Annotated in this window: 5 protein-coding genes; all 5 read right to left on the reverse strand. The window is 73.0% G+C overall.

What is annotated here, in order from left to right:
- Nucleotides 1-916: cache domain-containing protein (locus tag HW577_RS20540; protein WP_198377987.1), on the reverse strand; the 916-nt coding region annotated here is incomplete at its 3' end.
- A 281-nt stretch (nt 917-1,197) separates the two neighbouring features.
- Nucleotides 1,198-2,139: an ornithine carbamoyltransferase gene (gene argF / locus HW577_RS20545; RefSeq protein WP_198377990.1), complete on the reverse strand. Its 942-nt coding sequence runs from the start codon at nt 2,137-2,139 to the stop codon at nt 1,198-1,200.
- Between the two features lie 5 nt (nt 2,140-2,144).
- On the reverse strand, nt 2,145-3,347 hold the full coding sequence (locus HW577_RS20550) for an aspartate aminotransferase family protein (RefSeq protein ID WP_198377988.1): 1,203 nt from the start codon (nt 3,345-3,347) through the stop codon (nt 2,145-2,147).
- A 334-nt stretch (nt 3,348-3,681) separates the two neighbouring features.
- Nucleotides 3,682-3,939: a hypothetical protein gene (locus HW577_RS20555; protein ID WP_198377989.1), complete on the reverse strand. Its 258-nt coding sequence runs from the start codon at nt 3,937-3,939 to the stop codon at nt 3,682-3,684.
- Nucleotides 3,940-4,027: 88 nt separating this feature from the next.
- On the reverse strand, nt 4,028-5,037 hold a 1,010-nt coding region (locus tag HW577_RS20560; RefSeq protein ID WP_232475098.1), incomplete at its 5' end, for a DUF2950 family protein.

Genomic DNA, 5,037 nt, shown 5'->3' on the forward strand with positions numbered 1-5,037 from the left:
CGAAACGCTGCGGGAAGCGACGATCCGTGCGGGCGGCGGCCTCGGCGGCGGTGCGGCGGGCGGCCTCGGTCTGGCTGCGGGCCTCGGCGGCCTCCTGCTCGGCGCGCGCGGCGCGGATCGTCGCTTCCCGCAGCGTTTCGACCGCGCGGCCGATCCGGCCGAGCTGGTCGGCGCGGTCGCGGCAGGGCACCTCGACATCCGTGCGGCCGGCGGCGATGTCGTCGATGCTTCGCGCGATGCCGTCCAGCGGGCGCATGGCACGCCGGATGACGAGCCAGAGCAGCAGGCCGACCAGCGCGGCGACGCCGGCCGCCGTGAGCACGGCGGTCCGCGCCTGCGCGGCGACCTGCGCCGCGATGTCCTCCAGCGGCACGCCCACGAAGAGCAGGCCGAGCTGGCGGCCGGCGGCGTCGCGGATCGGCTCGTAGACCGTCACGTGCTCGCGATCGAGGATCATGTTGTGGCCGCGATAGGTCTGGCCGCGCGTGATCGCCGCGTCGAAGGCCGAGCCGGGGGCGAGGCGCGTGCCGACGCCGCGGGTGCCGTCCGGCCGCTGCACGTTGGTGGCGATGCGCTGGTCGCCCTGGAAGATGGTGGCGACGCCGCCGGCGGCGCGCTTGACCGCGTCGACGATGTCGTTGCGCCCTTCGAGCGGCTGGCCGCCGAGGGTGAGCTTGCCGTCCCGCACCGCCCATTCCGTGCCGAGCGGGCGCAGCACTTCCCGCAGCACGGCGAGGTTGGTGTCGAGCGCCGCCTGGGCGCGCTGCATGCTGCGTTGCTCATGGGCGCGGATCTCGACGACCTGGACGGCGCTGACCGCGAGGCCGACGGCGACCAGCGCAACGCTCACGATCTTCGGCACGATGCCGATCCGGCCAGTGGTCCGCGCGAGCGCGGCAAGGCGGCTCAGGGCCATATTCCATTCCTTGGCAATGATATCCTGACGGAATGATGGCAGCGAAACGTGAAGGTCCGATGGATGGTCGCATGACCTGGCATGAGACATTACGGTTGCGTGCCCGGTCCACGGCGGCCGAGCGCGCAGGCGTGTGCGTCGCGCCGCAGGCGCGCGGGCTGAAGGGCGCCGCAGGCGCGCGGGCTGAAGGGTGCCGCAGGCGCGCGGGCTGAAGGGCGCTGCGGGTGAACGGGTTGAAGGGTCCCGCGGGCGCGAGGACCGGGCGGGGTGGGCGCGCGGCCTCAGCCTAGGCCGAGCGCCCAGAGCAGCACGCCCTTCTGCGCGTGCAGCCGGTTCTCCGCCTCGTCGAACACCACGCTCTGCGGCCCGTCCATCACCTCGTCCGTGATCTCCTCCCCGCGATGGGCGGGCAGGCAGTGCATCACGATCGCATCCGGTGCCGCCTGCTTCAGCAGCGCGGCATTGAGCTGATAGGGGGCGAGCAGGTTGTGCCGCTGCGGCGCGCGGCCCTCCTTCTCGTCCGACATGGAGACCCAGGTGTCGGTGACGACGCAGCGCGCGTCACGCACCGCCGCGACGGGGTCGTTCGTGAGTTCGATCGACGCCCCTTCCCGTCGCGCCCAGTCGACCAGCGCGGCCGGCGGCGCCAGTTCCGGCGGTGTCGCGATGCGCAGCGTGAAGCCGAAGCGCGCCGCGGCCTGGATGAAGGATTGCGCGACGTTGTTGCCATCCCCGGTCCAGGCGACGACCTGGCCGGCGATCGGGCCGCGATGCTCCTCGAAGGTCATCACGTCGGCCATGATCTGGCAGGGATGGGAGATGTCGGTCAGGCCGTTGATGACGGGAACGGTCGCGTGTTCCGCCAGTTCGCGGATCTTCCGCACGTCGTCCGTGCGCAGCATGATCGCGTCGACGTAGCGCGAGAGCACGCGCGCCGTGTCGGCCGGCGTCTCGCCGCGGCCCATCTGCATGTCGCGTGCGGAGAGCACGACGACATCCCCGCCGAGCTGGCGGATGCCGACCTCGAAGGAGACGCGCGTGCGCGTCGAGGGCTTTTCGAAGAGCAGCGCGATGTTCTTCCCGGCCAGCGGGCGGTTCGTCACCTCCCCGCGCTTGGCCTTGGAGGCGAGGTCGAGCATGCGCCGCAGCGCCGGCGCCTCGATGTCCATGATCTCGAGGAAGTGGCGGGGGGTGCCTGTCCCCCCGCCGATCGGCTTGAGCATGGCGCTCACTTCGCCGCCACCTGCGCTCCCGACGGCGTCATGCGGCGGCAGGCGCGGTCGAGCAGCGCGACGGCCTCGTCCGCTTCGGCTTCCGTGATGATCAGCGGGGGGGCGAGGCGCAGCACGTTCATGCCCGCCGCGACGGTCAGCAGGCCTTCGGCCACCGCCGCGCCCTGCATCTCCCCGTTGTTCACCTCGGGGCGCAGCTTGATGCCGAGCAGCAGGCCGGCGCCGCGCACTTCCTCGATCACCGCCGGATGCTTCGCGGCGAGGTCGAGCAGGCCGCGCCACAGATGCCGCGCGACGCGGTCGACGCCGTCGAGGAAGCCCGGCGCCATCACCACGTCCATGACCGCGAGGCCCGCCGCGCAAGCGAGCGGGTTGCCGCCATAGGTCGTGCCATGCGTGCCGGGCTTGAGGTGCTTGGCGACCTTCTCCTTCGCCAGGATCGCACCCAGCGGGAAGCCGCCGCCGATGCCCTTGGCGCTGGACATGACGTCGGGCTCGATCCCCGCCCATTGATGCGCCCAGAGCTTGCCCGAGCGGCCCATGCCGGTCTGCACCTCGTCGAGGGCGAGGAGCAGGCCGAACTCGTCGCAGACCTGGCGCAGTTCGCGCAGGAAGCGGATCGGCGCGGGGCGCACGCCGCCCTCGCCTTGGATCGGCTCGATCATGATGCCCGCGGTCTGCGGCGTGATGGCGTCGCGGACCGCGTTCATGTTGTCGAAGGGCACATGGGTGAAGCCTTCGACCGGCGGGCCGAAGCCGGCGAGGTACTTCTCGTTGCCGGTCGCGGCGAGCATCGCGAGCGTGCGGCCGTGGAAGGCGCCGTCGAAGCAGATCACCCCGAAGCGCTCGGGATGGCCGTTCTCGGCGTGGTACTTCCGCACCGCCTTCACCATGCCTTCGTTCGCCTCGGCGCCCGAATTGCAGAAGAAGACGGAATCCGCGAAGGACGCCGCGACGTGGCGCGCGGCGAGTTCCTCGGCCTGCGGCACGCGGTAGAGGTTCGAGACGTGCATGACCTTCGCGGCCTGCTCGGCGATCGCCTTCACCAGGTGCGGGTGGCCGTGGCCGAGGGAGGAGGTCGCGATGCCGGCGCCGAAGTCGAGGAAACGTCGCCCATCGACCGTCCACAGGCGCGCGCCCTCGCCCTTCTCGAAGGCAAGCTCGGCACGGTTGTAGGTCGGCATCAGGGCGGGAATCACGGGACGCACTCTCCGGTCCTTCCCGCGCGGGCGCGCGCGACGATCGCGGCGCTGGCGCGAGGAAACGGGGAGAGTAGCCGCAAGATGCCGGGCGGTGAAAGGCCGAGGGGAGGCGCTGCGCCCTCGGGCACCCCCGCCGGAGGCCGAAAGGCCGCGATGCGGCGTTCGCGAGGGGGCTTTGCCCCCTCCAGCACCCCCACCAGAGGCCGAAAGGCCTCTGGACACCTTCACCGCGCCATCCGCGGCGGTCGGGCGCCAGGTGGGGAGGGCGGAGCCCTCCCCGAGGCGAAGCGCGGGGGGTGGGGAGCGTGGACCCACGGCTGGCGAACGGCCATCAGGCGCGTTTGACCGGTCCCGATCCGTCGCGGGCCCATGGCGTGTCGGTGCGCGGGGAACGTGCCGCTTCCGTCCGCAGCCCGCCATCGCGCGCCACGGCGGCGGACATCGGCTCGTCCGTGAATCGTCGGATGTCGGGTCGCGCCGTGGCGGTCGCGATCAGCGCCGCCAGCGGCAGGCGGTCGAAGGCGGCGTCCGGCGCGCCGAACAGCGCGCCCGCGACGTCGAGGCCCTGCGCGCGGATCGCATGCGCCATGCGCCGCGCCAGGCCGACCTTGGCGGATGCCTACGGCAGGCCGGGGTGAACGTCCTGCGTCATGCGCGATGCTCGTTCCTGCGCGCCGTCACTCCGGCACCCGCGTCCAGCCTTCGCCCGGGTCGAAGGCGGCGATGGCCCGCGCGATCCGCGCGGTGTCGGGCCCGAGGTCGCGCTCGAACACCTCCCCGCGATGGCTGACGATGAAGCTCTTGATGCCGGACCGGCCGTACTGCAGTGGCCAGGCGATGACGCCGAAGCCGCCGATCATCCGCCCGTTCACGACGAAGGACATCGCGCCGCCCGGCGCGGCCGGCCCCTGTTCTTCCAGGATGCGGAAGAGGTAGCCGTTGAGCGGGCGCGGCGCGTCCCCCGCCTGCCGCGCCCCGTAGCCGCCGGCGCTCGCCGCCGCGACGAAGGGGCCGAGCGGGCTCGGCGGCTCGTTCTCCGCCGTGACCCAGAACAGGCCGTCGCGTTGCCCGGGCGTCGAGAAGAAGCGCCGCGCATAGGCCATGAAGGCGCCCTGGCGCCCAGCCGTCCGGGCATAGTCGTCCTGCGCGTCGACGATGGCGCGCAGCGTCTGGATGGTGTCGAGCTCGTTCCGCCCGATGCGGCGGGTGACGATCTCCTCGGCGCCGGCCGCGGCGTCGAAGCGCCAGGCGCCGCCGCGCTGCACGATCGGGATGGGAAGCGGCCAGGCATCCGGGCCGACCTGCACGATGGCGCGGTCGGGCACGGGGCGCAGGACCTCGTGCCTTTCGTCATAGGCCGTGGCGAAGCGGGCGAGCGCCGCGGCATCCGATGCGCGGTCCCCGGTGCGCAGCAGGCCCGCGCCCCGTTCCCCGATCACGCGCATGAGCCGGCCGGCATCCTGCCGCCGCGCCGCATCGGCCAGCGCGGCGAAGCCGAGTTCCGGCGCGGCAAAGCGCTGGGGCTGGATCGGCTGGCGCGCCGGCGCCGCGTCGGTGGCTTCCACCGGCGCGGTGCCCTGCGCCCAGGTGGGCCCGGCGGCAAGCAGGGCGGCGAGGACCGCCGCGAGACGCAGCCTCGACATCGCGCTCATCTCCGCCCCCCACGACCGCCGCCACCGCCGCCTGC

The sequence above is a fragment of the Neoroseomonas rubea genome (assembly GCF_016106015.1).
GTDB lineage: Bacteria > Pseudomonadota > Alphaproteobacteria > Acetobacterales > Acetobacteraceae > Neoroseomonas > Neoroseomonas rubea.

Excerpts from the sequence above, each read along its gene's own strand:
- HW577_RS20555 (WP_198377989.1), bottom strand. The coding sequence starts at position 3,939 with ATGGCGCATGCGATCCGCGCGCAGGGCCTCGACGTCGCGGGCGCGCTG.
- argF (WP_198377990.1), bottom strand. The coding sequence starts at position 2,139 with ATGCTCAAGCCGATCGGCGGGGGGACAGGCACCCCCCGCCACTTCCTC.